This is a genomic window from Bradyrhizobium sp. USDA 3311 (assembly GCF_054062495.1).
In genome coordinates this window covers 3,268,051-3,294,205 of the sequence record NZ_JBSSFI010000001.1, presented here as the reverse complement: position 1 = coordinate 3,294,205, position 26,155 = coordinate 3,268,051, and the positions used below count along the sequence as shown (strand labels likewise).

At 65.7% G+C, this 26,155-nt stretch carries 21 protein-coding genes; 8 read left to right on the top strand and 13 right to left on the bottom strand.

The features are described from left to right. Positions 1-102 precede the first annotated feature (102 nt). The 3 genes from ACVWW6_RS15600 (at position 103) to ACVWW6_RS15590 (ending at position 6,046) form a co-directional block, all read left to right on the top strand. The gene (locus tag ACVWW6_RS15600) at positions 103-1,602 is read left to right on the top strand and encodes a sigma-54-dependent transcriptional regulator (RefSeq protein ID WP_011089866.1); all 1,500 of its coding nucleotides are present in this window, start codon (positions 103-105) and stop codon (positions 1,600-1,602) included. Between the two features lie 347 nt (positions 1,603-1,949). Further along, complete coding sequence (locus tag ACVWW6_RS15595; RefSeq protein ID WP_456680976.1) at positions 1,950-4,157, top strand: L,D-transpeptidase scaffold domain-containing protein; 2,208 nt, start codon at positions 1,950-1,952, stop codon at positions 4,155-4,157. Positions 4,158-4,429: 272 nt separating this feature from the next. Beyond that, positions 4,430-6,046, top strand: coding sequence for a DUF882 domain-containing protein (locus ACVWW6_RS15590; RefSeq protein WP_456680975.1), 1,617 nt, complete (start codon positions 4,430-4,432; stop codon positions 6,044-6,046). 848 nt (positions 6,047-6,894) lie between these two features. Here the strand turns inward: ACVWW6_RS15590 and ACVWW6_RS15585 are convergent. The 3 genes from ACVWW6_RS15585 to ACVWW6_RS15575 form a co-directional block, all read right to left on the bottom strand. After that, entirely contained in the window at positions 6,895-7,320 is a 426-nt protein-coding gene (locus ACVWW6_RS15585; protein ID WP_271552397.1) for a DUF1801 domain-containing protein, read from the bottom strand. Positions 7,321-7,499: 179 nt separating this feature from the next. Further along, the gene (locus tag ACVWW6_RS15580; protein WP_008136868.1) at positions 7,500-7,772 is read right to left on the bottom strand and encodes a DUF2312 domain-containing protein; all 273 of its coding nucleotides are present in this window, start codon (positions 7,770-7,772) and stop codon (positions 7,500-7,502) included. A 245-nt stretch (positions 7,773-8,017) separates the two neighbouring features. Next, positions 8,018-8,323, bottom strand: a complete 306-nt coding sequence (locus ACVWW6_RS15575) for a DUF1244 domain-containing protein (RefSeq protein ID WP_404523837.1) — start codon at positions 8,321-8,323, stop codon at positions 8,018-8,020. Between the two features lie 166 nt (positions 8,324-8,489). On the opposite strand from ACVWW6_RS15575, the gene ACVWW6_RS15570 reads away from it, so the two are divergent. Together ACVWW6_RS15570 and pyk are read left to right on the top strand one after the other, a co-directional pair. Next, entirely contained in the window at positions 8,490-9,089 is a 600-nt protein-coding gene (locus ACVWW6_RS15570; protein ID WP_060910255.1) for a DUF1036 domain-containing protein, read from the top strand. Next, the gene (pyk, locus tag ACVWW6_RS15565; protein WP_011089873.1) at positions 9,086-10,522 is read left to right on the top strand and encodes a pyruvate kinase; all 1,437 of its coding nucleotides are present in this window, start codon (positions 9,086-9,088) and stop codon (positions 10,520-10,522) included. Before ACVWW6_RS15570 ends, pyk begins: the two co-directional genes overlap by 4 nt. 151 nt (positions 10,523-10,673) lie before the next feature. Here the strand turns inward: pyk and ACVWW6_RS15560 are convergent, their stop codons facing one another. Then, positions 10,674-11,354: a TetR/AcrR family transcriptional regulator gene (locus tag ACVWW6_RS15560; RefSeq protein ID WP_008136878.1), complete on the bottom strand. Its 681-nt coding sequence runs from the start codon at positions 11,352-11,354 to the stop codon at positions 10,674-10,676. 287 nt (positions 11,355-11,641) lie between these two features. On the opposite strand from ACVWW6_RS15560, the gene ACVWW6_RS15555 reads away from it, so the two are divergent. Further along, positions 11,642-13,129, top strand: coding sequence for a hypothetical protein (locus ACVWW6_RS15555; RefSeq protein WP_060910254.1), 1,488 nt, complete (start codon positions 11,642-11,644; stop codon positions 13,127-13,129). A 338-nt stretch (positions 13,130-13,467) separates the two neighbouring features. Here the strand turns inward: ACVWW6_RS15555 and ACVWW6_RS15550 are convergent, their stop codons facing one another. Beyond that, entirely contained in the window at positions 13,468-13,632 is a 165-nt protein-coding gene (locus tag ACVWW6_RS15550) for a Flp family type IVb pilin (RefSeq protein ID WP_028173014.1), read from the bottom strand. Positions 13,633-13,920: 288 nt separating this feature from the next. Here ACVWW6_RS15550 and ACVWW6_RS15545 point away from each other — a divergent pair, with 288 nt between their 5' ends. Beyond that, positions 13,921-15,405, top strand: coding sequence for a hypothetical protein (locus ACVWW6_RS15545; RefSeq protein WP_456680974.1), 1,485 nt, complete (start codon positions 13,921-13,923; stop codon positions 15,403-15,405). A gap of 96 nt (positions 15,406-15,501) precedes the next feature. On the opposite strand, the gene ACVWW6_RS15540 is transcribed toward ACVWW6_RS15545, so the two are convergent. Further along, on the bottom strand, positions 15,502-15,828 hold the full coding sequence (locus ACVWW6_RS15540) for a BA14K family protein (protein WP_028173012.1): 327 nt from the start codon (positions 15,826-15,828) through the stop codon (positions 15,502-15,504). Between the two features lie 255 nt (positions 15,829-16,083). On the opposite strand from ACVWW6_RS15540, the gene ACVWW6_RS15535 reads away from it, so the two are divergent. Continuing rightward, positions 16,084-16,953 (top strand): alpha/beta fold hydrolase, encoded by an 870-nt coding sequence (locus ACVWW6_RS15535; RefSeq protein ID WP_456680973.1) that lies wholly within the window; start codon positions 16,084-16,086, stop codon positions 16,951-16,953. A 187-nt stretch (positions 16,954-17,140) separates the two neighbouring features. Here ACVWW6_RS15535 and ACVWW6_RS15530 read toward each other — a convergent pair whose 3' ends face one another. From ACVWW6_RS15530 to ACVWW6_RS15500, 7 genes are all read right to left on the bottom strand, one after another. Next, a complete protein-coding gene (locus ACVWW6_RS15530) occupies positions 17,141-17,530 on the bottom strand; it encodes a DUF3052 domain-containing protein (RefSeq protein WP_231166636.1) in 390 nt (129 codons plus the stop codon). A gap of 40 nt (positions 17,531-17,570) precedes the next feature. Next, positions 17,571-19,493, bottom strand: coding sequence for an ATP-dependent zinc metalloprotease FtsH (gene ftsH, locus ACVWW6_RS15525; protein ID WP_011089881.1), 1,923 nt, complete (start codon positions 19,491-19,493; stop codon positions 17,571-17,573). Positions 19,494-19,735: 242 nt separating this feature from the next. Continuing rightward, positions 19,736-20,821 carry a tRNA lysidine(34) synthetase TilS gene (tilS, locus tag ACVWW6_RS15520; RefSeq protein ID WP_456680972.1) on the bottom strand — a complete coding sequence of 362 codons (1,086 nt, stop codon included), beginning with the start codon at positions 20,819-20,821 and terminating at the stop codon, positions 19,736-19,738. Positions 20,822-20,903: 82 nt separating this feature from the next. Next, the gene (ybgF, locus tag ACVWW6_RS15515; RefSeq protein ID WP_456680971.1) at positions 20,904-21,950 is read right to left on the bottom strand and encodes a tol-pal system protein YbgF; all 1,047 of its coding nucleotides are present in this window, start codon (positions 21,948-21,950) and stop codon (positions 20,904-20,906) included. A 189-nt stretch (positions 21,951-22,139) separates the two neighbouring features. Further along, a complete protein-coding gene (gene pal, locus ACVWW6_RS15510; RefSeq protein WP_028173008.1) occupies positions 22,140-22,628 on the bottom strand; it encodes a peptidoglycan-associated lipoprotein Pal in 489 nt (162 codons plus the stop codon). 269 nt (positions 22,629-22,897) lie between these two features. Further along, the gene (locus tag ACVWW6_RS15505; RefSeq protein ID WP_161536551.1) at positions 22,898-23,623 is read right to left on the bottom strand and encodes an N-acyl amino acid synthase FeeM domain-containing protein; all 726 of its coding nucleotides are present in this window, start codon (positions 23,621-23,623) and stop codon (positions 22,898-22,900) included. Between the two features lie 181 nt (positions 23,624-23,804). Further along, on the bottom strand, positions 23,805-26,135 hold the full coding sequence (locus tag ACVWW6_RS15500; protein ID WP_028173007.1) for a putative bifunctional diguanylate cyclase/phosphodiesterase: 2,331 nt from the start codon (positions 26,133-26,135) through the stop codon (positions 23,805-23,807). Between the last annotated feature and the right edge of the window lie 20 nt (positions 26,136-26,155).

Below are 26,155 nucleotides of genomic sequence, written 5' to 3'. Positions count from 1 at the left end.
GCGCGACGGCGGGCGGGGGCATCAAGGTTTAAGAGTGCGTTAATCGGCTTCGGCCAGAGTGCCCCGATTCGAGACAGATAGTAGTAGCGTGCGGGGAACACCATGGCTGCCAGTATTTTGATCGCCGACGACGACGCTGTAGCCCGCCGGCTGATCGAGAACATGGTGCAGAAATGCGGCTATGAGACGGTCGTCGTGGACTCCGGCGATGCCGCGATCGCCGCCCTCACCGCCCCCGATGCACCCGCTATCGACGGCGTCATCCTCGATCTCGTGATGCCCGGCCTCGACGGCATGGGCGTACTGGCGAAGATCCGCGAAGCCGGCCTCAGCGTGCCCGTCATCGTGCAGACCGCCCATGGCGGCATCGACAACGTGATCTCGGCGATGCGCGCCGGTGCTGCTGATTTCGTGGTCAAGCCGGTCGGCATGGAGCGGCTCCAGGTCTCGCTTCGCAACGCGCTCAACGCCTCCGCGCTGAAGGGCGAACTACAGCGCATCCGTCACAGCCGCGAGGGCCGGCTGACCTTCTCCGACATCATCACCCGCGCCGAGGCGATGGCCGGCGTGATGCGCACCGCGCAGAAGGCGGCGAACTCCTCGATCCCGGTGCTGATCGAGGGCGAGTCCGGCGTCGGCAAGGAGATGTTCGCGCGCGCCATCCATGGCAGCGGCGAGCGCAAGGCCAAGCCGTTCGTCGCGGTCAATTGCGGCGCGATCCCCGACAACCTCGTCGAGTCCATCCTGTTCGGCCACGAGAAGGGCGCCTTCACCGGCGCCACCGAACGCCACACCGGCAAGTTCGTCGAGGCCCACGGCGGCACGCTGTTTCTGGACGAGGTCAGCGAGCTGCCGCTGGCTGCGCAGGTCAAGCTGCTGCGCGCGCTCCAGGAAGGCGCGGTCGAGGCCGTCGGCGGCCGCAAGCCGGTGAAGGTCGATGTCCGCATCATCTCGGCAACCAATCGCAGGCTGCTGGAACGGGTGAAGCAGGGACATTTCCGCGAAGACCTGTTCTATCGCCTGCACGTGCTGCCGCTGACGATCCCCTCGCTGCGGACCCGGCGCGAGGACATCCCGCATCTGCTCCGGCATTTCCTGGCGCGCTTTGCCGCCGAGGAGAACCGCACCATCACCGGCATCAGCGGCGAGGCCGTGGCGCATCTCGCCCAGCTCGACTGGCCGGGCAACATCCGCCAGCTCGAAAATGCGGTGTACCGCGCCGTGGTGATGAGCGAGGGCGACCAGCTTGGCCTTGGCGATTTCCCGCTGCTCGCCTCGCAGCCGTATCCCGCAACCGAGATTCCGACCGCGCCGCTGATGCTCGAACCGATCGCGGCGCCTTCCGTTGTGTCGTCGGGTAGCGAAATACCGATTGCGCCGCTCCCCTCGGTGGGAACTCTTCCCATGCTGACCGCGACCGGCGACGTCCGCCCTCTGGAGGACATGGAGAACGAGATCATCCGCTTCGCGATCTCGCATTACCGCGGGCAGATGTCCGAGGTCGCCCGCCGCCTCAAAATCGGCCGGTCCACGCTCTACCGAAAACTCGACGAGGCCGGGGTTCCCGGACATGGCGGGAAAAGCGGCGAGGAGACGCACTGAGCCTCATGCGAACGGAGGTTCGCGCGACGGCGCGAGGCGACTGTAAGCCGTTCGCATGACGACAGAATTCGACTGCGATTTGAACCGTGACCTGGAAGTGACAGACAGAGGGAAAAGCGCGCGGCAGAGGCGCACAATCCGTTGCCAAGAGGCTCCCTTGAAGTCAGTTTGTCGTGAGTTGTCCCGGGTAGCGCTGGCTGCAAAATCGGGGCCTGTATATCGTCTGCGTATGAATCGTTGCGTGCAGGCGTGCAACTTTCGAGAGGCCGGCGCGGTTTAGCCGAAGCTCAATTAGGCGATAACGAAGCTGTTCCACGAGGGACAGTTCACCCGAGGGGTGCGACACAATGCGTGACTGTTTGAACCACCGTGCAGGCTTTGACCGTGTCTTGATGACGGTCGCAGCAACCTTCCTCACGGTGTCGGCCAGCTCGGCCCTGGCGCAGGATCAGGCGCGCAGCAGCGCCGCCGAGCTCGCGATCGAAGCCGCGATCCCGCGCCCCGAGCCCGCCAACGTCCCGCCCCCGACTGCCTCCGACATCAAGCTCGACGCCACCGCCACGGTCCAGGACTCCGCGAAGGAGCCGGCCAAGGAACCCGTGAAGGCCGAAGCCGCTCCCGCGCCGGACAAGGTTGAGACGAAGCCGTCCGACGTCGCCACCACGCCCGCCACCGAGGCGCCGAAGAGCGAGACGGTTAAAACGGAGCCCGCGACGACCGAGCCCGCCAAATCTGAACCAGCAAAGGCCGACACTGCGACGACCGCGCCGGCCGCGCCTGCGGCTCCCGCCACCGCAGCGGCTCCTGCCGCCGAGCCGGTCAAGGCCGCGAGCAGCGTGCCCGCCGCCGACCAGCCGGTCGCCGACAAGCTGAAGGATATCATCGGCGCCAAGACCTCGCGCCATTTCGACCGCAAGAACGAGCGCGCGGCGATCGAGAAGTTCTACGGCGCCCGTGACTTCGCGCCGGTGTGGACGCAAGCCGGCAGCCTGACCGCCGCGGCCAAGGGCGTGATCGCGCGGCTGAAGGATGCAGCCTCCGACGGCCTCAATCCGGCCGATTATCCGGTGCCGGATTTCGCCGCCGCCACGACCCCCGATGCGCTCGCCGACGCCGAGCTCAAGCTCACCGCCAGCATGTTCGACTATGCGCGCCAAGCGCAGAGCGGCCGCATGCACTGGTCGCAGGTCAGCGCCGACATCCTCTATCCCGAGCATCCGGTCGATCCGAGCGAGGTGCTCGCCAAGGTCACGACCGCGGCTGACGCCTCCGCGGCGCTCGACAGCTACAACCCGCCGCAGAAGCTCTACAAGGAACTGAAGGCGAAGCTCGCGGAGCTCCGCGGCCAGGGCAACGGCCCGGTGATCGAGATCGCCGACGGCCCGGCGTTGAAATACACCCCCGCCGGCAAGAAGCAGGCTGAAATCGTCGTCGAGGATCCGCGCGTGCCGCAGCTTCGCAGCAAGCTCGGCATCACCGAGAATGCGAGCGACACCCGCTATGACGCCACGGTCGCGGAAGCCGTGCGCAAATTCCAGAACAGCGCCGAGATCAAGGCGACCGGCATCCTCGACGACAAGACGATCAAGGCGCTCAACACCCCGAAGCGCGACAAGCAGATCGACACGGTGCTGGTGAACATGGAGCGCTGGCGCTGGCTGCCGCGCGACCTCGGCGTGCCCTCGCTGGGCGATGCCTATGTCATCCTCAACATTCCCGACTACACGCTGAAGGTGATGCAGCGCGGCCAGCAGGTCTGGACCACCCGCGTCGTCACCGGCAAGCCGGGCCAGCACGCGACGCCCCTGCTCACCGAAACGATGAAGTACATCACGGTCAACCCGACCTGGAACGTGCCGCCGTCGATCGTCTACAACGAATACCTGCCGGCGCTTCAGCAGGACCCGACCGTGCTTCAGCGCATGGGACTCAAGCTCGAACAGAACCGCGACGGCTCCGTGCACATCTCGCAGCCGCCGGGTGAAGCCAACGCGCTCGGCCGCATCCGCTTCAACTTCCCGAACAAGTTCCTGGTCTATCAGCACGACACGCCGGACAAGAACCTGTTCGCCAAGGAAGACCGCGCCTTCAGCCACGGCTGCATGCGTGTGCAGAACCCGGATCAGTACGCCTCCGTTCTGCTCAACATCGCTATGCCGAACGAGAAGTACACGCCGGAGCGCGTGCGCAGCATGTACGGCAAGAGCGAGATCGATCTGAAATTCCCGACCCCGATTCCGGTCAACATCACCTATCAGACCGCGTTCGTGGACGATGCCGGCAAGCTGCAATTCCGCAAGGACGTCTACGGCCGCGACTCGACCATGATCAACATCCTGAAGAACAGTCGCGGCAAGGATCTCGAGAATATCGTCGCGCACTCCCAGCCGAGCTATTCGCGCCCGGCAACGACGCTGCCCTCGGGCGTGGCAGTGGCCAACAATGGCGGCGGCTTCGGCTCGTCCGGTCCGAACTTCTTCGAGCGGCTGTTCGGCGCCCCGACCCCGCCGCCAGCTCCGGTCGGCCGCAGGCCGCAGCGGGTGTTTACCCGCTGAGCCGGGCCCGGCCGCTCGTTTCCTGAAATTCTGCAATAAAATCAACGCCCCCGTCCCCTGGATGGGGGCGTTTCACGTTAACCATTCTCGACCCGGGCCCCGGGCAGCGGGCGTTTTTTTGCCACACTCAACCGGTTAGGTTTGTATTCTGACTTGGTTTGGGGGCGGGAAGGTCAACCTCGGATTAACCTTCTCGCTTTAATAAAGCGTTCATCCTCTTTCTCGCGCTAACGGGGTTGGCGGGAGAGTCCATTTGAACGCTCGTCGACTGGGTGGGCTCATACGTGCTGACTGGTCTTGCACGCCAATTCGCTGTGCTGTCGTTGTCCCATGCGGGAGTGAAGGCCGGATCCCGGATCGGCCTTGCTGCCGTGTTGCTGCTTGCTGCCGCGGGTTCGGTCCATAATGCCGCCGCGCTGAACGAGACCAAGACGCTCTCCTTCCACCACACCCATTCCGGCGAAGACCTCACCGTCACCTTCAAGCGCGACGGCCGCTACGACGACGCGTCGCTGAAGCAGCTCAACCACTTCCTCCGCGACTGGCGCACCCAGGACGAGACGGTCATGGACCGTCACCTGTTCGACATCCTCTGGGAAGTCTATCGCGACGTCGACGGCAAGCAGCCGATCCAGATCATCTCCTCCTACCGCTCCCCCGCCACCAACGCGATGCTCCGCCGCCGTTCCTCCGGTGTGGCGCGCTTCAGCCAGCACATGCTGGGGCATGCGATGGACTTCTACATTCCGGGCGTGCCGCTGGAGCAGATCCGTTTCGCCGGCCTGCGCCTCCAGCGCGGCGGTGTCGGCTTCTATCCGACCTCCGGCTCGCCCTTCGTGCATCTGGACACCGGCAGCATCCGGCACTGGCCGCGCATGACGCATGACCAGCTCGCCCGCGTCTTCCCGGACGGAAAGACGGTGCATCTGCCGACCGACGGCACGCCGCTGAAGGGCTATGAGCTCGCCAAGGCCGAGATCGAGCGCCGCGGCAACGGTGACGACGGTGCCAGCAAGCCGAACTTCTTTGCCGCCCTGTTCAAGAGCAAGTCGGCGCCGGCAGCCAGCAGCAGCGACGAGGATGACGAGGGCGCACCAGCCCCGGCCGCCAAGCCCGTGGCGCCCACCGTGGTCGCCGCTGCGGCCAAGCCGGCCGATCCGGTGCCGACGCCGCGCGCCAAGCCGCAGGTCGCCGCCACGCTCCAGCTCGCCTCGGCCGATGCGCAGATCGTTGCGCCGCCCAAGCCGAAGCCGGCGCCCGTGGCTGACAAGCCGGCGGCCGGCAAGCCTGAAACCCCGGCCGACATCATCAATGCCCGCGGCTTCTGGGACACTCCGGCGACGCCGCAGCAGGCGACACCGGCGCAGATCGCCGCGCTGAAGGCCCGCCAGGCGCTTGCCGCCGCGACCGATCCGCAGCCCACCGCCAGCGTCTCCAACGCAACTCTTCAGGCGCTGGCTTACGCACCGGCCGCCTCCCCGGTCGATCGCGCCAACGTCGTTGCCGCTTCCGCGCCGATCCCGCGCTCGGCCCGTCCCGCCGCCGCGTCCCGCAGCGGCGCCCAGGCAACCGAGATCAACACGGTGGTCGGCAAGAGCGTCGACGGCATGGTCGCAACCGCGACCCGGCTCTCCGCGGCCAAGGGCGAGAGCATCTGGCTCAAGATCGTGATGCTGTCGCCGAGCGCCAGCCGCGCGATGTCGGTGACGCTGATGGGTGAGCTCGATATGACCGCGCTGCGCGGCTATTTCGTCAAGCCGCAGGCCGTGATCGCCATGGGCTTCACCGACGATCCGATGCAGGGCCTGTCCTGCGACAGCTTCTCGGGCAGCGCCACCGCGAAGCTCGAGACGACCTCCTTCGTCGTGCGCACCGCCGCGTTGCGCTGAGGCGGTATTTCCACGAACACAATGTCGTGGCCCGGATGGTGCGCGCGCACTGGGTTCACTTGTCCGTGACGACAGATGAACGGATTTTGCCCAAGCCTGGTGCGCATATGCACTAAGGAGGATTCCCCCACTTCCAACGGGTAATCACCCGGTATCGCTGCGCATTCCAAACGCGCATCGTGGCAATGCGCGAAAAACCCGGAAGGGAGCGTGCGATGTCAGTTCCATGCAAGTCTGAGCTCAGCCTTCTGAACCAGGACGAGCGCGAAGTCATATTGAATACGCACCATCCCGTGGGGTTGGAGAGATGGGGCGCGATGGACTTGAGGGCCTTCGCGACCGGCTACGGGATCTGCGCGACAGGGAGCGTACATTGTCGCGGCATCGACGCCGCGAAACAAAGGGGACGACCGACCCGCGCGGCAAGAGTTTCTCCGGAACGGCAGAGCACGCAAACCGGCGCCAATCGGTCTTCGCTGCCGCCATCAAGCGCGTCAAGAACGAGCTGAGGCGCATCCGAAAGTTTGAGGCACGACGGGAGCTCGGGGAAGCGGCGCGACGGGCGCTGGCACTTCGTCGGGCACGTCAGTTTTCCCGACCGCAGACGACCCCAACTTCGCATGACGGCATGCGGTCCATCCCAAGCCGTCGCCGGATCAAGAAACTTCCACCGGTAAAAATCGGAAGGGTCTCGCAGGCCAACAAGCGGGCGCAGGCCCGACGAGACTCCAAACGCGGACGCGGCAATTGAGACGAGACCGACAATCCTGCCGATAGAGGCTGCGCGCCGGACCGGCGCAACGGCGTGCTCGCCATGTCCAAGACTATAGTGTCGAAACCCGCAGCTTCTATCTCGCTTTCCTGACCCGCCGATCCAGATGATACGTCAGCGCCAGCGAGAGACAGACGGTGAGCTGCTGCTTCGGAAGCGCGCCGGATACCGGCAACAGCAACGCCCTCGTCTGCCGATACTCGAACTGATCGGGAAAGCGCTCGCGGAACGTATCGACCAGCGTCGTCCTGCAGTTGACGAGAATGGCGGCGCGATCGGAGTCCTTCACGCGCCCGAGCCGGATCGTAGAGCCGCTGCCGGTCTCATCGGTCAGATAAGCGGGTTCGCCCCATTTCAGCGTTTCGGTGAGCGGGCCGACGTCCTCATGCGCCGCAGCGGTCGCGAAGATCAGCGCACGCACCTGAAGCAGCCGCTTGCCGATCGGCGCCGGAAGAGCGTCGAAGGCACGGCTCACCTCGCGCGGTAGCGGCGGCGCAGTCACGGCGTTTCCCTCGATGGACCCACGACACTGGTGTCGTCCTGGCGAAAGCCAGGACCCATACCGCGGAATCTATCGATGAGGTACCAATCCCGCACGACGATAATGCAACTGCCGGCCTTCGCAATAACCACGGCCTGTGGCTATGGGTCCTGGCTCTCGCCAGGACGACAGTACAGACCTCAGATCATTCCCAGCGCCTGCATGTAGGTCTCGAGAATGGTCTCGGCCTCGGCGCGCTCGTTGGGATCCTGCTTGCGCATCCGCACGATGGTGCGCAGCGCCTTGACGTCGTAGCCGTTGCCCTTGCTCTCGGCATAGACGTCACGAATGTCGTCGGAGATCGCCTTCTTCTCTTCCTCCAGCCGCTCGATGCGCTCGATGATGGATTTGAGCTGGTCCTTGGCAAATTTCGTCGCGGGCTCGTCGTCGCGGACGGCGGCGGAGGTGGCCATCTTGGTACTCCCAATGAAACTGGCAAAACGAGGTGACGCCGGCATCCGTCACCGCGCGTGCTGCCTGAACCCTTAGGGTTCGTGCCCCCCGCGTTCAAGCAAGCATCGCGCTCGTCCACAGCGCGCCCACAGGAGATGAGAAGATACTGGAGATTGTCGTCATTCCGGGGCGCCCGAAGGGCGAACCCGGAATCTCGAGATTCCGGGTTCGATGCTGCGCATCGCCCCGGAATGACGGAGAAAGACTAGTGCCCGTGAGGGTGGACCTTCTTCATCGCCTCGATCTGCTCGGGCGTGGCCGTGCCCTGGTGCTTCGCCTTCCAGGTCTCATAGGGCATGCCGTAGACGGCCTCCCGGCTCTCGTCCTTGCTCAAGGCGACGCCCTGGGCGTCGGCTGCGTCCTTGAGCCAGTTGGACAGGCAGTTGCGGCAGAAGCCTGCCAGATTCATCAGGTCGATATTCTGGACGTCGGTCCGCGTCTTCAAATGGTCGACCAGGCGCCGGAAAGCGGCCGCTTCGAGTTCCGTTCTGGTTTTGTCGTCGATTGCCATCACTGAATCCCTTGGCTACCCCTGATGTCGTCACCCTTACGGGATCAGGTGGGGTCCTGTCACAGATTTTGCCATATCGCGGCGCAAACGGGCCCCGGGCCGCCTCTCGCGGCAGTTCCCCGGCCCTACGCCAAATCGTCAATCATCTGGTATACGTTCCGCGACAATGATCGCCGAATCTCCCCGTTCCCCGTTTCGCCTGCTCGCCCGGTTGGTCCCGGTGCTGGTGGTTGGCCTGCTGTGCCTCTGGGCCAGCCCGGCCGCCGCCGATTTCCGGCTCTGCAACAACACCTCGAGCCGGGTCGGCATTGCGCTCGGCTACAAGGACGCCGAGGGCTGGACCACAGAGGGTTGGTGGAACATCTCCTCCCGCTCCTGCGAGACCCTGCTGCGGGGAACGCTGGTCGCCCGCTACTATTACATCTACGCGATCGACTATGACCGCGGCGGCGAATGGTCGGGCCAGGCCTTCATGTGCTCGCGCGACAAGGAATTCACCATCCGCGGCACCGAGGATTGCCTGGCGCGCGGCTATGACCGCACCGGCTATTTCGAGGTCGATACCGGCGAGCAGCGCGCCTGGACGGTGCAGCTCACCGATGCCAACGAGCAGCCGGCACAGCCGCGCGTGCCTGGCATGCCCGGCCCGGTTGGCCCGGGTGGCGGCGTTCCGGGTTTGCCCAATGGCCCGCCCGGTGCTACGCCCCCGGGCTCGCCCGGCCTGCCACCGGCCGCAGCTCCCCCTCCGCCTGGGAATAAGCCATGAGGCGTCTTCGCCGTATCAAGATTCTCGCGACCCTTGGACCTGCCTCTTCGGACCTCGCGATGATTCGCCGCCTGTTCGAGGCCGGCGCCGACCTGTTCCGCATCAACATGAGCCACACCCCGCATGACAAGATGCGGGAGCTGGTGGCGACGATCCGCAATGTCGAGAGCAGCTACGGCCGGCCGATCGGCATCCTGGTCGACCTTCAGGGACCGAAGCTCAGGCTCGGCGCCTTCGCCGAAGGCTCGGTCCAGCTCCAGAACGGCCAGACCTTCACGCTCGATTCCGACAAGGCGCCGGGCGATGCCACGCGCGTCAATCTCCCGCATCCGGAGATCCTCGCCGCGCTGCGGCCCGGCCATGCGCTGCTGCTGGATGACGGCAAGGTCCGGCTGATCGCGGAGGAGACCTCGAAAGAGCACGCGGTGACGCGCGTCGTGGTCGGCGGACGGATGTCCGACCGCAAGGGCGTCAGCCTGCCCGACACCGACCTGCCGGTCTCGGCGATGACGCCGAAGGACCGCGCCGACCTCGAGGCGGCGCTGGTCACCGGCGTCGACTGGATCGCGCTGTCCTTCGTGCAGCGCGCCGACGACGTGATCGAGGCCAAGAAGATGATCCGCGGCCGCGCCGCGGTCATGGCCAAGATCGAGAAGCCGCAGGCGATCGACCGCCTCGCCGACATCATCGAGGCCTCCGACGCGCTGATGGTGGCGCGCGGCGATCTCGGTGTCGAGCTGCCGCTGGAGCGCGTGCCGAGCCTCCAGAAGCAGATGACGCGCATGGCGCGCCGCGCCGGCAAGCCGGTGGTGATCGCGACCCAGATGCTGGAATCGATGATCCAGTCGCCGGTGCCGACCCGCGCCGAGGTCTCCGACGTCGCCACCGCCGTCTATGAAGGCGCCGACGCCATCATGCTGTCGGCGGAATCGGCGGCAGGCAAATTCCCGGTCGAGGCGGTCTCGACCATGAACCGCATCGGCGAAGAGGTCGAGCGCGACCCGATTTATCGGTCCGTGCTCACCGCGCAGCGCCCCGCGCCGGAATCCACCGCCGGCGACGCCATCGCCGACGCCGCCCGCCAGATCGCCGAGACGCTCGACCTGCCGGCCCTGATCTGCTGGACCAGCTCGGGCTCGACCGCGGTGCGCGTCGCGCGCGAGCGGCCGAAGCCGCCGATCGTGGCGATCACGCCGAACATCGCGGCCGGACGCCGGCTGGCGGTGGTCTGGGGCGTGCATTGCGTGGTGGCGGAAGACGCGCGCGACCAGGACGACATGGTGAGCCGCGCCGGCCAGATCGCGTTCCGCGACGGCTTCGTCCGCGCCGGCCAGCGCGTGATCATCGTCGCCGGCGTGCCGCTCGGCATTCCCGGCACCACCAACATGGTGCGCATCGCCTCCGTCGGCCCCGAGGGCGGCGCGGATATCTAGGTCCGCGGGCGCCCGGCAAGCAAAAACGTCGAAAACAACCCCATGCACAGTAGCCGGCCTGTCCGGCGTGCCTGCTCGGGTTTTTCGAAAAGGCGCGCTCTGACAACGGCCTGAGCGCGATCAGGCCCCCGGCCTTGGTCGCGCCCTCGATTCAGGCCCCGACCAGCGCTTTCGTGGTCGGGAGCAGCGTCTGCTGCACCACCAGGCCGCGGGCGCGGGCGTCCATGACGCCGACGGCGCGCAGCGCAAGCAGCGTCACGGTCTGCACCGCATCGCGCATCTTGACGGGATCTTCGAGATTGTCAGGCGCGAGCGGCCCGACCAAGGCCTCATGCAGCGCACCGAGCAGCGCGGTGGCGGCCAGCGCGGTGTCCTGCGCCGGCAGGTGACCGGCGCGCACGGCCGCATCGATCCGGCCTGCGATCTCGCCCGCGATCTCGCGCCGGCTGGCAAGCCGGGAGGCGCTGACATCGACATCGACCGGCTCGGCCAGGATGCCCCAGGCCAGCCTGCGCTGCGACAGGGTATGGACCGCCACCGTGGTGACGGCGGCAGCCAGCGCCGAGGACGGGCCTGGCGCGGCATCGGCCGCCCGGCGGATCGCCGCGAGCTCGTCGCGGGAGACCTCGGCGATCAATTCGGAGATCAACTCGGCCTTGGAGGGGAAGTAGCGGTAGACCGTGCCGGCCGCGACATTGGCCCGAACCGCGACCGGCGCGATCTGCACCGCCGCCATCCCGCCTTCCGCCGCAGCCTCCCGCGCCGCCGCCAAGATCGCACTGCGCCGGGCCGCAAGGCGCTTAACCACTTGATGCGTCCGCCGATAAACCATGGCGCGCTTCCTGTCCCACACGCCTGCCGCACGCCCTGCGGCCGAACGCTTCGTCACTCAATCGCTGCAAATCGCCCCGCAAGGACTGAACAACTATTCAGGACGAATGACAAGGAGCAAATGCGGATACGGGCGCCACGCAACTCCGAGGCGCACACGAGCAGGTAGTAAACGCATCCTTGCACCGCGTGGCGGCGGCGAACCGGCCCGGTTTACCCCAACTTAAAAGCGCTCATGCTCAGGTGCGGACCTGCTGTTGTGCGTGGTCGTTCAACCCCGAGAGTCCAATGTCGGTTTCCGTTACAAGCAGCGTTCCCGTCCGCAGCGTTGCGCGCTGGCTCGTGCCGCTCTGCATCGGCGCCGGTGTGTACCTGTTCTTCCTCGGCGTCGGCGACATCATGCTGCGGGATTCCGATACGCTGTGGCAGATCAAGATCGGACAGTGGATTCTCGAACATCGTGCGCTGCCCACCACCGACATCTATTCGTTCACGCGCGCCGGTGAGCCCTGGATCTCCAGCTCCTGGCTGTCGCAAGTCCTGTTCGCGCTGGTTTACGAGCCGTCAAACTGGTCGGGCGTGGTTATCCTGACATCGCTTGCAATCGGAGCGACCGCGGCGATCTTCGTTCACCTGCTTGAGCCTTATCTGGAGCCGGCGCGCGCCTTTCTGCTCGTCACCCCGCTCCTCTTCATGTCGATGGGGCATTTCCTCGCCCGCCCGCACATGCTGGCCCTGCCGGTCATGGTGGCCTTTGTCGGCGGGCTGCTCGCAGCCGCCGACCGGCGCACCGCGCCCTCCTGGCTGTTGCTGCCCTTGATGGCGCTGTGGGCCAATCTTCACGGCGGCTTCGTCATGGGGCTGGCGCTGATCGGGGCCATCGGCCTCGATGCGCTCGCATCCGCCGATCGCAAGGATCGATTTGCGCTGGCGGCGCGCTGGGCCGTGTTCGGGCTTGCTGCGCTTGCCGCAGCCTGCTGCACGCCCTATGGCTGGAACACGCTTCTCGCATCGACGAAGATCCTCAGCCTCGGCAAGCTGCTCTCGATGATCTGGGAATGGATGCCCGCCGACTTCAGCTCGCTCGATCTGTTTGGAGCCAGCCTGCTCGGATTGATCGCCATCGGCTACTACAGCGGGCTGGTGCTGTCCTGGACCCGTATTCTTCTGCTGCTCGGCCTGGTCTGGGCGGCCCTCAATCACGTCAGAAACATCGAGGCCTTTGCGCTGTTGACGCCGCTGGTGCTGGCGAAGCCGTTCGCCGAGCAATTGGGCGTGACGAGAGCGGTCGCGCTGAGGGCGGCAGACGCCCGGTCCTCCTTTGCAGTGAGCGCAATCGCTGCGCTCGCGATCGTCGCGGCCGGCTGGAGCATCACGCGGTCCTATGCCACGCCGTACCGGTATGCCTTCATCGGCAATCAGTCCCCCGCGGCCGCGGTCGACGTGCTCGAGCGGCGGCACGCGCAGCGGATCTTCAGCACCGCTCCGATCGGCGGCTATCTGATCACCCGCAACATCAAGACCTTCATCGATGGCCGCGCCGAGCTGTATGGCGAGCAGTTCGTGCTCGACTACTTCGACGCCGTCGAGGGCAAGAACGTCGAGACGCTCCTGCGCCTGCTCGATACCTACCGGATCGACGCGACGCTGCTGAACCCCACGGTGCCCGCCTCGAGGATCATGGACCATCTGCCGGGCTGGAAGCGGCTCTATGCGGATGACGTCGCCGTGGTTCACGTCCGCGACGACACACCGCTCCCCTCCCCGTCACGGTGAGCCACGAACCAAAGCGCGACGAGATTGGAGTGAATCGTCATCGCGCCTTGGCGTGTTGCTAGAGCATGAACTCTCTGGAATACCGCCGCACATTTTAGGCAAACGCGGCCCTGCGGGTCCGGATCACGCTCCAGGCCGCCAGCTCTCGCGGCCTTGCGCGGACGCTTCGCCGCGTCCTTGTGGTGGCTGGCCCCGCACCATGAGGGCCAGACACCCCGCAGCAAGACCAAAACGCGACCTCGTCCATTAACCAGCGGTCCCCGGCTGCAAAGCTCCCCGCACAAAAGAAAAGAGCCTCGTCTCGGACGAGGCTCTTTCAACTCTCAATTTGTCCGGCCTTACTTGAGGCTGGTCGAGATCGAGGTGAACTTGGTGTTCAGCGTGCTGCCGAGGTTGTTGACGACGGTGATGATCGCCAGCGCGATGCCGGCAGCGATCAGGCCGTATTCAATGGCAGTGGCGCCGGATTCATCCTTCACAAAGCGCGCAACGAGGTTCTTCATAGAGTGCTCCCACAAAAGTACACGAGGCTACAACTGGTCTGGTCTCTTCGGCTTCCCAGCGCCGCCCGACCATGGAACCGAACGTAGAGGCAAAGAATTGCGCCGCAGTTAATTCGACTGCGTAAACACTGAGCGGTTTGCGTGTATTCGTCGATGGTAAACCGAAATCTAAAACAACCCGTTAAATCATCCGGACGTGACGCCGACCCGGCCCCGATTTACCCGAAGTTATGACCGCCGTGGTCCACTGCCGCCGAACCGACAAGAACAACAGGACGACGAGGCGGAATGTCCCTTTCCTTTGCCAACAGCATCGCGATGCAGGGCCGCGCGCGAGCCCTGGTGCCGCTGTGCGTCGGTGCCGGCGCCTATCTGTTCTTCCTCTATGTCGGCGACACGCTGCTTCAGGACTCCGACTCGTTCTGGCAGATCAAGGTCGGGCAATGGATCCTCGATCACGGCGCCGTGCCCACCACGGATTTCTATTCCTTCACGCGGACCGGCGCGCCGTGGATTTCGACGTCGTGGCTGTCGCAAGTGCTGCTCGCCTTCTCCCATGCGCAATGGGACTGGGCGGGTCCCGTCATCCTCACCGCGATGGCGACCGCACTCACGGCCGCAATCTTCGTCTATCTGCTCGACGCGCAGATCGAGGCACCGCGGGCAGTGCTGTTTGCGATGCTGGCGCTGCTGCTGTCGTTGCACCACGTCCTGGCGCGCCCGCATATTCTGGCGCTGCCGGTCATGGTGGCGTGGGTCGGCCTGCTGATGGCGGCCGCCGACCGCAGGCGTGCGCCGTCCTGGTATTGGCTGCCGCTGATGGCGCTCTGGGCGAACCTGCATGGCGGCTTCGTGCTCGGCCTGGCGCTGATCGGTCCGATCTCGCTCGAGGCCGTCGAGCATGCCGAGAAGGGACAACGGCTCCGACTGTTCATGCGCTGGGTGCTGTTCGGCATCGGCGCAGTGATCGCGAGCTGCTGCACGCCGTACGGCTGGAAGACGCTGCTGGGCGCGACCAACATCCTCAGCCTCGGCGAGCTGCTGTCGCTGATCTTCGAATGGATGCCGGCGAACTTTACCACGTTCACCTCGTTCGAAGGCGCGCTGCTCGGCCTGATCGCCTTCGGCTATTATCGCGGCCTGGTGCTCTCGGCGCCGAGGATCTTTTTGATCCTGTTCCTGACCTGGAGCGCGCTGACCCATGTCAGGAGCATCGAGGCCTTTGCCTTCCTGGTGCCGCTGGTGCTGGCGAAGCCGCTCGGCGAGTTGGTCCCGCGCCCGCAGCCGGACTCCACCGGCACCGACCGCTGGCCGGCCCACTATGTCACCGCGCTTGGCGCGCTGATGATCGTGGCCGCAGGCTGGACCTCGACCTCGCTCTACATGGGGCACCACCGCTTCACCTTCACGATGACGCAGACGCCGGTTGCCGCCGTCGACCTGCTCGAGCAGCGTAAGGTCCAGCGCATCTTCAACGCCTATCAGTTCGGCGGCTATCTGATCTCGCGCGATATCCCCGTCTACGTCGACGGCCGCGCCGAGCTCTATGGCGAGAAATTCGTGATGAACTTCTTCAAGGCGACCGAGGGCAAGAAGCCCGAGCTGCTTCCGCGCCTGCTGGATGAGTACAAGATCGACGCGACGCTATTGGTCGCCGATGCGCCCGGCCCCCAGATCCTCGACCAGCTCAAGGGCTGGAAGCGGATCTATGCCGACGACATCGCGGTGATCCATGTGCGGGACGACAGCGCGGCCGCGAAATCGTCGAAGTGAGGATGCGACTCCAGCTTCATCCCGGCGGCATCTTGCATGGAGTCCTCCGGCCAACCGGCCGGAGGTCCAATTGATCCGGTGATTTGCCGCTTTGCCTTACCTGCAGGGATGGCGGTTGCCGTCCAGACCGAGATAGGTGCCCGTCGCCGGATCGAAGGACCGGTAACGCTCGGAGCAAGAACGGGAAGCGGCGCCGTCCGCGCGAGCCATGGCGCTGTCGGCGCCTTGCGCGGGAGCCGCGCCGTCCGGCAACTCGAGGCCCAGCCGGCCCGCCGGCGTCAGCGTGCCATTCAGATTGCGATTGGGGTTCTCCGCTTCGTACGTGTCCGGATGACTGCTCGCAAAACCGGATTGCGCGTAGGCGGTGGTTGCAGTCAGGGCCGACAACACAGCCACGGCAGCGAGGATCTTAAGTCCAGTCATAGTCGATCTCCATCATTGGCCGGTGCATCGTGCGGCCGGTGCGGCAGGAGGTGGGCCGACATGGTGTGCTGGACAAGCTCGCCGTGATGGCGGACTCGCCACCAGGCGCGATCTGGTCGTTCAAATACGGAAAGCGTCGTTTGTTTGTGGAACGCGAGGGAGGGACGAAAGCCCGCGCCCTGGTTTTTGTCTTGGAACGTGACGCCGCCACTTTGTCATGCGCTAATGTCCGGTGGACGAACAGGAAGACGTGTCATGATGTTTCGCAAACTCCTCACCGCCCTTCTCGTCATGGTCTCGATCAATGCTGCGCATGCGGCGCCGCAATGGCTGAGCCTGCCGCCGACGCCGACCTTGCCCAAGGCGGCGCAGAGCGGCTTCGCGCCCGTCAACGGCATCAAGGTCTGGTACGCCGTGTTCGGCCGCGGGGAGCCCGTGCTGTTGCTGCATGGCGGCCTCGCCAACGCCAACTACTGGGGTCACCAGGTCCGTGCGCTGCAACGGCGCTATCAGGTCATCGTCATGGAGAGCCGCGGGCACGGGCGCAGCAGCCGCAACCAGGAGCCCTATGGCTACGATGTGATGGCCTCGGACGTGGTCGGGCTGCTCGACCATCTCAAGATCAGGAAGGCCGCGATCGTCGGCTGGAGCGACGGCGCGATCATCGGCCTCGACATCGCGATGAAGCACCCGGAGCGGGTCACCAAGCTGTTCGCTTTCGCGGCCAACTCGGATCCGTCGGGCGTTGCCGATATCGCGTCAAGCGACGTCTTCAACGCCTACATCGCCAGGGCCGGCGAGGAGTACAAGCGTCTCTCGCCGACTCCGACGGAGTACAAGAGCTTCGTCGCGGAGATTACCAAGATGTGGGAGAGCCAGCCGAAATGGACGGCGTCGGATCTCGCGGCGATCAAGGTCCCGACCTGGATCGTGGATGGCGATCACGACGAGGCGATCAAGCGCGAGAACACCGAGTTCATGGCGGCGAACATCCCGGGCGCCGGCCTGCTGATCCAGCCGGAGGTCAGTCACTTCTCGTTTCTGCAGGATCCGGAGCAGTTCAACGACGATGTGCTGCGCTTTCTCGAGCGGCGCGGCGAGAGGGCGGGAGCCGCGGCGAAGTGAAATATCGTAGGGTGGGCAAAGCGAAGCGTGCCCACGACTTCTGTCTCGCTTGCCGATAGGTGGTGGGCACGGCGCAAAAGGCGCCTTTGCCCACCCTACGGGACTTGAACAGCGGCGATCGCCCAGCCTTCACCGCCTCATACTCCGGAATCAGAATGGGCACGGCGCGTGCGCGCCTTTGCCCAGCCTACTTCTTCGCCGGGCGGTCCTTCACGGGGATCACGAGCTTGAGGCCGGACCAGACGTCGTCGACGGCGCAGACCTTGATGTCGACGAGGCCGTTCGCGAGGGCGGTCTCGCGCACCAGCGTTTCCGTCACGTCAGTCGCGACGCCCGAGGCCTTCTTCGGCCATGACGCCCAGATCATCCCATCAGGTGCGATCGCCTTGCGGTAGCTGCGCAGCTTGACCGCAAAGCCTTTGGCTTCGGTCGCGAAGACATGCACCATGTCGAGCGGCGCCTTGGCGGTCTTTGCGATCTTCACGTCATCGGGCAATTCACCGACGACATCGCGATAGGCCGACGAAAGGCCGTCCACGAAAATACAAAAGCCCGGCTTGATGCCGAGCTTTTGCACTAACGGTTTGCCGGAATAGCCGGCCACGACGCGAGAGGCGTTACGCCTGCGGTTGCGGCTCCAGGCCCGGATCCGGATCGGGCCGCGGGCGCGACTTGCCGGCCGGGGGCACGGCGGAGGCGCGCGGCGTGGTCGGCTCGAGCACGGACTCGCGGTTCGGCTTCTTGCCCTTGAGCAGATCGACGATCTCGTCGCCGGAGAGCGTCTCGAACTCGAGCAGGCCCTTGGCCAGCGCCTCAAGATCACCGTGCTTCTCGGTGAGGATGCGGGTGGCTTCCTTGTAGCCTTCCTCGACCAGGCGCCGGATCTCGGAGTCGATCTTCTGGACGGTCGCCTCAGAAGCGTTCTGCGTGCGCGACACCGACATGCCCAGGAACACCTCGTCCTGGTTCTCGCCGTAGGAGACCGTGCCGAGCTCTTCCGAGAGGCCCCAGCGCGTCACCATCATGCGGGCGAGGCGCGTGGCCTGCTCGATGTCGGAGGCGGCGCCCGAGGTGACCTTCTCGCGGCCGAAGATCAGCTCTTCGGCGACGCGGCCGCCCATCATGATGGCGAGGCGCGAGGTCATCTGCTCCAGCGACATCGACAGCTTGTCGCGCTCGGGCAGCTGCATGACCATACCCAGCGCACGGCCGCGCGGGATGATCGTCGCCTTGTGGATCGGATCGGTCGCGGGCACGTTGAGGCCGACGATGGCGTGGCCGCCCTCGTGATAGGCCGTCAAGAGCTTCTCTTCCTCGGTCATGACGAGCGACTTGCGCTCGGCGCCCATCATCACCTTGTCCTTGGCCTCCTCGAACTCGGCCTGGGTCACCATCCGCTTGTTGCGGCGGGCGGCGGTGAGCGCAGCTTCGTTGACGAGGTTCATCAGGTCGGCGCCGGAGAAGCCCGGGGTGCCGCGCGCGATGGTCTTGAGGTTGATATCCGGCGCCAGCGGCACCTTGCGAACGTGAACCTTGAGGATCTGCTCGCGGCCGACGACGTCCGGATTCGGCACCACGACCTGGCGGTCGAAGCGGCCGGGACGCAGCAGCGCGGGATCGAGCACGTCGGGACGGTTGGTGGCGGCGATCAGGATCACGCCCTCGTTCGCCTCGAAGCCGTCCATCTCGACCAGCAGCTGGTTCAGCGTCTGCTCGCGCTCGTCATTGCCGCCGCCGAGACCGGCGCCACGGTGACGACCGACGGCGTCGATTTCGTCGATGAAGATGATGCAGGGGGCGTTCTTCTTGGCCTGCTCGAACATGTCGCGGACGCGGCTCGCGCCGACGCCGACGAACATCTCGACGAAGTCAGAACCCGAAATGGTGAAGAACGGCACGTTGGCTTCGCCCGCGACCGCACGCGCGATCAGGGTCTTACCGGTGCCGGGAGGGCCAACCAGCAGCACGCCGCGCGGAATGCGGCCGCCGAGGCGCTGGAATTTGCCGGGGTCGCGCAGGAATTCGACGATCTCCTGCAGGTCCTGCTTGGCTTCGTCCACGCCGGCGACGTCCTCGAAGGTGACGCGGCCATGCGCTTCAGTGAGCATCTTCGCACGCGACTTGCCAAAGCCCATCGCCTTGCCGGCGCCGCCCTGCATCTGCCGCGACAGGAAGATCCACACGCCGATCAGCGCGATGAAGGGCAGCCAGGAGACCAGCAGCGAGACGAACCAGGGCACGTTGTCGCCCGGCGGCTTCGCGGTGATCTGGACCTTGCTGTCATAGAGGCGCTTGACCAGCGTCGGGTCGTTCGGCGCATAGGTCTGGAAGCTGGAGCCGTTAGTGAAGGTGCCGTGGATGTCAGGCCCCTGGATCACGACGTCGCGCACATTGCCGCGGTCAACCTCGCTCAGGAGCTGGGAGAAGGCGATGTCCTGCGAGGAGGCGCGCTGACCCGGATTTTGGAAGAGCGTGAACAACGCCAACAGCAGCAAGACAATGATGACCCAGAGGGCGAAATTGCGCAGATTGGCGTTCATCGATCTTCCTTCGTGGTCGCGCGGATCGCGGCCTGAATCCTTGGGCAGTACGAGGAAATCCCCAAGGAATCCTCTCGGTTAGACGCATACAATTTAGGTGCCGCCCCGGTCGCTGCCAAGGGAACGAGATGGGACTATTTATCCCATCTTAGGGCGATTCCCGCTGAAATAATGGCGACCTACCCGGGGTTTTTCCTGCCTGGTTAAGGTGACCTGACGGCGCTGCCTCGAAACAGCCGGTGTCATGATCCGCCTCTATCGCCCTTGCGCCGCCGGGCCGGCGCCGGCGCGATCTGGATACGCCCGCCGGCAAGGCTGATCAAGGCTCCCGCAAGGGTCTGCTTCAGGACCGGCCGGCCATTTGCGGCTGCGCGGGGAGCTGCGGCCATACCAGCAGCGATCGCCTGATCGAGCGCGGCCAGGAGGGTTTCGACCTTGCCGAGTTCCGCCGGCCCCTCGTGCCCGAGCGCGTTGATGGCCCGAAGCAGCATCCGCAGCCGGACCTCCTCCGGCAGGGTGGCGAATGCGCCGGCCTCAAAGCTTCGCATATCCGGCCCATGCGGCGCATCGTCGCGATCCCTCAAGCGAAGGAAGCGCTCGGCCCCGTCCGTCAGCACCTCCACCGCCGCATTGGCGCGCGCCAGCCTGCCTGCGAGCCGCGCCAGATTGCGGGCGTCGCCGCCCTCGGCCGCAAGCTGCGGCAACAGCGCGCGCAGCCGCGGCCGGGTGAAGGCGGTGTCGCGGTTGGTGGGATCATCGGCAAAGCCGATCTTCGCGCGCTTCAGGGTCGCGATCAGCTGCGCCTTCGGGACGTCGAGCAGCGGGCGCGCCAGCACGATGCCGTCGCGCTCCGTGAGGCGCGCCATCGCCGACAGCCCGGCAAGTCCGCTGCCGCGGACGAGGCGCATCAACAGCGTCTCGGCCTGGTCGTCGCGGGTGTGGGCGGTCAGCACATGGCTCGCACCGGCGCTGCGCGCGGCCTGCATGAGCAGGCGGTAGCGGGCCTCGCGCGCGGCCGCGGGCAATCCCGTCTTCGGCTTGGCGCCGCGCCAGCGCAGGGTCCGGTGCGGCAGGCCGAGCTCGGTGGCGAGCCGCTTCACCTCGCGCGCCTCGCGCGCCGCCTCGGCCCGCAGGCCATGATCGACGGTGACGACGGTGAGACGCGGGCCGCGCGCAAGGCTGCGCTGCCAGCGCGCGGCGAGCCACATCAGCGCGATCGAGTCGGGCCCGCCGGACACCGCGAGCACCAGTGCGGGCGCACTTTTCAACTCGGCGAAGAGCTGCTTCGCCTCGCGCGCGGAGATCGGAGAATTGTCGTCGTCTGACATGACGCTGCCCAGCAATCGCCAGCGGATGGACCGACTGTTTAGCGCAGCACCATCCGCGTTGTCAGCGATCAACGCCGCGTGGTCAGCACTTCACCCGCTTCTGCTCGCGGTCGACGGCGGCTTTGACGCCGGCGGAGGCGCGCGGATATTTGCGGCCGACCTCGCCGAAGGCGGCGCAGGCGGCCTCCTTCTCCTTCAGCGCGGCCAGCGACTGGCCGAGCCGCAGCAGCGCATCCGGCGCCTTGGCCGACTTCTCGTATTTGGTGGTGACGGCGAGGAAGGCTTCCGCGGAGTCGCGATATTGCTGGCGCTGGAAGTAGCTCTCGCCGAGCCAGTATTGCGCGTCGCCGAGCAGCGGGTCGCTCGGATATTTCTGCGCGAAGTTCTTCATGGTCTGCTCGGCGAGCGCATAGTCCTTGCGCTGCATGTAGCCGATGCCGAGGTCGAACTCGTCGCGCGGCGTCGCCGACGGCGGCAGGGTGGTCAGGCCGGTGCCGGCGGCTGGCGCAGGAGAGCCCTGTTGGGCCGGCGGATAGCCGGGCTGGGCTGCCGGCGGCACGCCCTGCTGATAGCGCGGGCTGGTGTTGGCGAGATCGAGCGGCTCGCCGGCGTTGCGCCCTCCGGGCGCACCGCCAGGGGCTCCCGCCGGCATCGGCTGCTGGCCGCCGCCGAGCGCGCGCGGCGCGCCGGGCGCGCTCGGATTCTGGCCCGGGTCAAAGGCATCGCCGCGGCGGCGCGTGCCGGGGGCACCGGGCGCCGGCTGCTCCTGAACGATCGGCGCGGGAGACGCGATCTGCGGCTGCTCGTAATTCGGCTGGGCGGGTTGCGGCTGCTGCTGGCGATAGGCCGGCGCAGCCTGCGCGGGCGGCACGGCGGCGACATTGGGCTGCACCGGCGCCTGTCCGGGCGCAGCTTGCGCACCGCCTTCGATCGCCCGCAGGCGCTCTTCGAGCTGGCGGTTGCGGTATTGCAGTTCTTCGTTCTGGCCGGTGAGCTGGCGCAGCTGGTTCTCCAGCCGCTCGATCCGCATCTCGGGGTCATCGTCCGACTGCGCGAAGACAGGCGAGCACAAGGAGAGCAGCGCGGCGGTCGCCACGGTGCCGGTAAAGACCTTAAATCTGGATGACATCTTGCCCTGACGACGAAAGCGAAATGGCCTGCGACGGAACATTCGACGCGCCACACATTGAAGGGGAGTACGCCAAAAATGTGACTGGCACCACGGGGTTTCTGTCACAGATCGCTGAAACGAAACCGGCGCCCGTGAGGGCGCCGGCATAATCGAATTCTGAAGATGAACGGCGCCTGACTCGAAGCGTCAGGAGCTCGCGTTCAGCACGGTGACGGCGCGGCGGTTCTGCGACCAGCAGGAGATGTCGTTACAGACGGCCACCGGCCGCTCCTTGCCGTAGGAGATCGTGCGCATGCGGTTCGGATCGATGCCGCGCGAGGCGAGGAACGAACGCACCGACTGGGCTCTGCGGGCGCCGAGCGCGATGTTGTATTCGCGGGTGCCGCGCTCGTCGGCATGACCTTCGATGGTGAAGGAGTAGCGCGGATAGGTCTGCAGCCACTGCGCCTGCTTCTCCAGGGTCACGATCGCCTGCGGGGTCAGATCGGTCTGGTCGCTTTCGAAGAACACGCGGTCGCCCACGTTGACGACGAAGTCCTGCTGGCTGCCCGGCGTCGCCGCGTTGGCCATCGCATCCGCAGCAGAGTTCTTGTTGGCGCAGGCGCCCATCGACAGCGCGACGGCAAGCACCGCGGCCAGCTTCAATCCCTGGAGGATACGCATAGGATGTTTCATTCCGGAGCCTCCACGCTCGCGTTAGTCCACTGCTGTCCGGTCTACAGGGGGTTGGTTAAGCGAACGTTCCGTCAACCTTGATGGGATGTTGCCAGAGCCGGTCAAATGCCCCCCACCGGCGAAAAGCACCCGTCATGGTTAATGGGTTGTAAATGTGGCGCGAGGGTGAAAGCAAGCCGCGTTCACCGGCAAAATCGCTGGCTTTGCTTGAATTTTGGGCCTGAGCCCGGGAAATCCCGGAGCGCCTTCGTCAGGCGGCCCGCCGGGAATCAGGCGTGAGCGGCATCCGGCACCCGCAGCGCCTGCTGCGGCGCCTGGCGCTGCGCGCTGCGCCCGAACAGCATCCGCCGCTCGAAGGCGGTGGACCGCATGATCGGATAACGCTCGAACACCTTCTTGCGGAAGGTCGGGAAATCCGCCGCCATCAGTCCGAACGGCTTGGTGAGACCGGGAACCAGCCTCGGCTCGGCAATGGTCTCGTGCAGAAACACCCGCCGGTAGAAGGCCTGATGCTCGGGACGCACGATCGCAAGGCCAAGATCGGCATTGAAATGCTCGCAGGCCATGTAGGCGAGCCGGGTCGTCAGGTAGGGCAATTCCGGAACCCGCTTCACCTGGTCGGGATCGGCGACAAACCGCGTGGGGTCGATCATGACCTCGCCGCGATCGAGTCGCGGCAGCAGGATCTCGGGAAAGACATCGGCCGAGGTCGACTGCCGCCACTCCGATGTCAGCACGCTGATGCGCACGGAGCTGCAAAGCTCGCCGTGCAGATAGACGCCGAAGGTCCACGCGTTCGGCAATTCGTCATACTGGTCGGTGACGCGCGCGTCCGCGGATTCCTTGACGGCACCTTCGCGCAGATAGGCGCGGTAGCGGAGATTGTAGATCTTCTCCTTCTCCGCGACCGTGTCGGCGAGATGATAATCGACGTCAGTCAGGAGCTCGGCGCCCCGTCCTACAGCCGAAATGATCGCTCTGGCTGAGGACTGCATTCCAACTCCTTACCCACCACCGCTCACCGCATGCGCGCGGGAACAACCTCCACGCGCGTGATGATTTATTAACAGCTTCTTAACAACGAAGCAAAGCAATCGAAGTGTTAGGGTTAATCCCCCCGTAGCACTACGGTGCCGGGCAACAGACTGAAACGACGGGAAATTCTCGGACGCGGACTTAAGCGAAGGAGCGCGAGCCGACGACCTGGAGCAGGGCTTCGTCGCGCCGTCCATGCGAGGCGTTGAGGAGCTGGCGCATCCGCACGGCGGGCACCGGGCGGCTGAACAGATAGCCCTGCGCCTCGGAGACGGTGCCGTCGGCGCTGATCAGCTCGAGCTGCTCGTTGGTCTCGATGCCCTCGACCACGACCGCCATGCCGAGGTCGGCGGACAGCCGCGCCACGCCGCGCAACAGCGTCAGCGGCCGGTCGGTGTCGATGCCTTCGAGGAAGGAGCGGTCGATCTTCACCTTCTGCATCGGGAAATTGTGCAGGTAGCTGAGGCTCGAATAGCCGGTGCCGAAATCGTCGAGCGAGATGCGCACGCCGAGCGCATGCAGCTGCGAGAGGATGTCGTGGGTGAGCTGGGTGTTGCGCAGCAGCGAGGACTCGGTGATCTCGATCTCCAGCCGATGCGCCGGCAGGCCCGAGACCTCCAGCGCGTAGCGAATTTCGCTCAGCACGTCGCGCTGGTGGAATTGCTGCGGCGAGAAGTTGACGGCGACGCTGACGCCCTCGGGCCACTTCATGCATTCCATGCAGGCGCGGCGCAGTATCCAGCGGCCGAGATCGACGATCAGGCCCATGTCCTCGGCGACCGGGATGATGTCGACCGGCGAGACCGTGCCGCGCACCGGATGATTCCAGCGCAGCAGCGCCTCGCATGTGGTGATCTTGCCGGACTTGAGATTGACCAGCGGCTGGTAGAACAGCTCGAACTCCTCGTTGGCGAGCGCCTTGCGCAGGTCGAGCTCGAGGATGCGGCGGGCCTCGACGGTCGCCGCCATCTCGTCGCGGAAGAAGCAGAAGGTGCCGCGGCCGTCGGCCTTGGCGCGGTACAGCGCCATGTCGGCGTTCTTGAGCAGCGTATCGGCGCTGATGCCGTCCGGCGAGGTCAGCGCGATGCCGACGCTGGCGCCGATCTCGACCAGATGATTGTCGATGCGGTAGCGCTCGCTCAGCCGCTCGACGATGCGGCGGGCGAGGCTCGCGGCATCCTCGGGCGAGCTGATGTCCTGCTGGAACACGACGAACTCGTCGCCGCCGAAGCGGGCGACGAAATCCTCCGGCCGCAGCATCTCGCGCAGGCGGTTGGCGACCGCACATAGCAGCTGGTCGCCGCAGGGATGCCCCAGCGTGTCATTGACCTGCTTGAACTGGTCGAGGTCGACGAACAGCAGTGCGGAGAGCCGCTCGGCATGGTGCGAAATCGCCAGCAGCCGCTCGATTTCGTCGCGGAAGGAGACCCGGTTGGGCAGCGCCGTGAGCTCGTCATAGCGGGCGAGATGGCTGATCCGGGCTTCCGCGTTGGTGCGTTCGGTGATGTCTTCCAGCAGCAGCACGGTGCCGCCGCCGGTCATCGGCTGGAACGTCCAGGCGAGCGAGCGGCCCCGCGCGGGATTGGGATCCGCGGTGGCGATCTCGCGGATTCGCGCGTGCTCGATCTCGGCCAGGATCTGGTTGCCGCTCTCCGCCGAGATGGAGCCTGCGGCGACGCAGGCCGACACGATATCGACGGCGGTGGCGCCGCGCTTGACCAGATCCTCGGGCAAGCTCATCAGCTCGCCGAAACGATGGTTCATCACCGCAAGGCGCCCGTCGGCGCGAAACATGCACAGCCCGTGCGGCATGTTGTTGAGCGCGGTATCGAACTGGCTCGCCAGCGCGGATTCGCGGAAGCTCGAGGTCAGCGCCTTGACGAAGATCGCGTGCAGGCTGAGGTTGATGTTCTTCAGGCCGATGAAGAAGAACACGAGCAGGATCGCAAGACCGATGTGGTAGAATCCGCCATGCAGCAGCAGGGCGAGCGACATCGGACCGCAGGCGAGCGCGACGTGCCACTGGATCACCCGGGGCTGGCCGTAATTGCGGGCGGCGCCGCCGGCGGTGTAGCCGATGCCGATGGCGACACAGAGCATGTCGGCGACCGGATCCTCGTTGTTGTAGATGACGACGAAGGCCCATATGCCGAGCACCGCCGCATAGCTGAGCGCGCCGATCCAGTAACGCGGCTCCAGATGCTTTGCCTCTTCGAATGACAGTCCCTGCGTCCGGTTTTCGTATCCGCGCATCTGGAATGCGCGCGCGGTGCCGATGGCGATCAGGAGAAACGCGATCGGCCACAGCCAGACGTCGCCGGTCTTCAGCGCAGTCATCACCGCGGCCACGGCCGCGGAGGCCGAGCCCAGGAAAATCGCCCAGAAATTCTGCACCATAGAGTTGATGAGAGCGGCGTAGAGTATCGGCTCCAGCTCGTCTCGATCGCTCTGCTTCTGGTCGGCCAGTTGCATCGGCTTGTTACGCGTCCTGT

What these genes read in the sequence shown, in the direction of transcription:
- ACVWW6_RS15600 (WP_011089866.1), top strand. Translation starts at nt 103, where the DNA reads ATGGCTGCCAGTATTTTGATCGCCGACGACGACGCTGTAGCCCGCCGG.
- ACVWW6_RS15595 (WP_456680976.1), top strand. Translation starts at nt 1,950, where the DNA reads ATGCGTGACTGTTTGAACCACCGTGCAGGCTTTGACCGTGTCTTGATG.
- ACVWW6_RS15580 (WP_008136868.1), bottom strand. Translation starts at nt 7,772, where the DNA reads ATGGCCACCTCCGCCGCCGTCCGCGACGACGAGCCCGCGACGAAATTT.
- ACVWW6_RS15575 (WP_404523837.1), bottom strand. Translation starts at nt 8,323, where the DNA reads ATGGCAATCGACGACAAAACCAGAACGGAACTCGAAGCGGCCGCTTTC.
- ACVWW6_RS15570 (WP_060910255.1), top strand. Translation starts at nt 8,490, where the DNA reads ATGATCGCCGAATCTCCCCGTTCCCCGTTTCGCCTGCTCGCCCGGTTG.
- pyk (WP_011089873.1), top strand. Translation starts at nt 9,086, where the DNA reads ATGAGGCGTCTTCGCCGTATCAAGATTCTCGCGACCCTTGGACCTGCC.
- ACVWW6_RS15560 (WP_008136878.1), bottom strand. Translation starts at nt 11,354, where the DNA reads ATGGTTTATCGGCGGACGCATCAAGTGGTTAAGCGCCTTGCGGCCCGG.
- ACVWW6_RS15555 (WP_060910254.1), top strand. Translation starts at nt 11,642, where the DNA reads ATGTCGGTTTCCGTTACAAGCAGCGTTCCCGTCCGCAGCGTTGCGCGC.
- ACVWW6_RS15550 (WP_028173014.1), bottom strand. Translation starts at nt 13,632, where the DNA reads ATGAAGAACCTCGTTGCGCGCTTTGTGAAGGATGAATCCGGCGCCACT.
- ACVWW6_RS15545 (WP_456680974.1), top strand. Translation starts at nt 13,921, where the DNA reads ATGTCCCTTTCCTTTGCCAACAGCATCGCGATGCAGGGCCGCGCGCGA.
- ACVWW6_RS15540 (WP_028173012.1), bottom strand. Translation starts at nt 15,828, where the DNA reads ATGACTGGACTTAAGATCCTCGCTGCCGTGGCTGTGTTGTCGGCCCTG.
- ACVWW6_RS15535 (WP_456680973.1), top strand. Translation starts at nt 16,084, where the DNA reads ATGATGTTTCGCAAACTCCTCACCGCCCTTCTCGTCATGGTCTCGATC.
- ftsH (WP_011089881.1), bottom strand. Translation starts at nt 19,493, where the DNA reads ATGAACGCCAATCTGCGCAATTTCGCCCTCTGGGTCATCATTGTCTTG.
- tilS (WP_456680972.1), bottom strand. Translation starts at nt 20,821, where the DNA reads ATGTCAGACGACGACAATTCTCCGATCTCCGCGCGCGAGGCGAAGCAG.
- ybgF (WP_456680971.1), bottom strand. Translation starts at nt 21,950, where the DNA reads ATGTCATCCAGATTTAAGGTCTTTACCGGCACCGTGGCGACCGCCGCG.
- pal (WP_028173008.1), bottom strand. Translation starts at nt 22,628, where the DNA reads ATGAAACATCCTATGCGTATCCTCCAGGGATTGAAGCTGGCCGCGGTG.
- ACVWW6_RS15505 (WP_161536551.1), bottom strand. Translation starts at nt 23,623, where the DNA reads ATGCAGTCCTCAGCCAGAGCGATCATTTCGGCTGTAGGACGGGGCGCC.
- ACVWW6_RS15500 (WP_028173007.1), bottom strand. Translation starts at nt 26,135, where the DNA reads ATGCAACTGGCCGACCAGAAGCAGAGCGATCGAGACGAGCTGGAGCCG.